We start from the raw sequence: 1516 nt of genomic DNA on the forward strand, positions 1-1516 counted from the left end.
CAAAAGAACTGAGCAGCGGATCGGCGGGTATTCATCCGTGGCTTGAACGGCCGGTCATTTCCAGGGCCATTTCGCTGGCGTAGCTGTCGGTCATGCCGGCGATGAAGTCGATCATGCGCAGGAATGAAGTGTGCAATGGGCCGCGAGGATCGGGCGCATTGTTGCCCAGCAGGTCGAGGATGCGGCGGCTTTTGAACGAGGGCGTTCGACCATTATGTTGTTCCAGTGCCGCTCCACAGAAAGCATTCAGAAGAATCTCCAGCGTCGTGTAGGCGCCGATTTCATGCAGTGTCTTGCGTTTGTCCTGGAAGATTTTTTTTCTGGCCATGTCTTTGGCATTCAAGACGCAGCGCTTGGCCGGGCCATGCATGTGCTCCACCAAGTCTGCGGGCAGTGTACCGGCCAGCAGGGCGTCTTGTTGTTCGACGAAGGCGCGAGCCGCGGCATTGGTGAGGTGTTCGATGGCTTTGCCGCGCAAGATTGCCAGTTTGCGTCGACGCGAATCCAGTGGGCCCAGTTGGCGATAGGTTTGTGGAAGATCGTCGCCCACCAGGTTGAGCAGCAAAGACTCGACTTCGGCGTACTCCAGCAACTCCATCTCCAAACCGTCTTCCAGGTCGATCAACGCATAGCAGATGTCATCTGCAGCTTCCATCAGATAAACCAACGGATGGCGTGCCCAGCGCTGCTCCTCGAGCTGCGGCAGACCGAGTTTATGGGCGATCTGCTCCAGCAACGGCAGTTCGCTCTGATAGCAGCCGAACTTGTGTTTTTTGTAGCCCAGTGAGTCAGCGTGCTTCGCCGTCCAGGGATATTTCAGGTACGTACCCAGCGTGGCGTACGTCAGCCGCGTGCCACCATCGAACTGATGGTACTCAAGTTGAGTGAGCACGCGGAACCCTTGGGCGTTGCCTTCGAAATTCAGGAAGTCATTGCGTTCGACTTCACTCATGTCGTCCAGCCAGCCACGGCCTGCGGCCTGCTGGAACCAGTGACGGATGGCGTCTTCGCCGGAGTGACCGAAAGGTGGATTGCCGATGTCATGGGCCAGGCATGCCGACTGCACCACCATCCCCAGATCACTCGGATCGCACCAGTCGGGCAGGGCGCCGCGAATGGTTTCACCGACACGCATGCCCAACGAGCGGCCGACACAGCTGACCTCCAGCGAGTGGGTCAGGCGCGTGTGGATGTGATCGTTGCTGGTGACTGGATGGACTTGGGTCTTGCGTCCCAGCCGGCGAAAAGCGCCTGAGAAGATAATGCGGTCATGGTCTTTATGGAAAGGACTGCGGCCGAGTTCTTCCGGGCTGTGCAGAGGCTTTCCGAGGCGTTCGCGGGTAAGCAGGGTTTGCCAATCCAAGGCGGGTCTCTCCGTCAGGTGACTGATCCCATAGCCTAGAGCCCGGCGGCGTCGATGTCGATGAGCAGCAATTGCTCACCATTGATGAAAAGTTGCCCCGCGGTGATGCAAGATTGATTTTGTATTCGCTCGGTGACCGGCCAGGCACACAGG

General features: G+C 58.3%; 1 protein-coding gene. It reads right to left on the reverse strand.

What is annotated here, in order from left to right; translation table 11 throughout:
* Nucleotides 1–31: 31 nt before the first annotated feature.
* Nucleotides 32–1363, reverse strand: coding sequence for a deoxyguanosinetriphosphate triphosphohydrolase (locus AC1DRJ_RS27305; protein ID WP_477804888.1), 1332 nt, complete (start codon nucleotides 1361–1363; stop codon nucleotides 32–34).
* Nucleotides 1364–1516: the final 153 nt, after the last annotated feature.

The sequence above is a fragment of the Pseudomonas sp. P5_B2 genome (assembly GCF_056400445.1).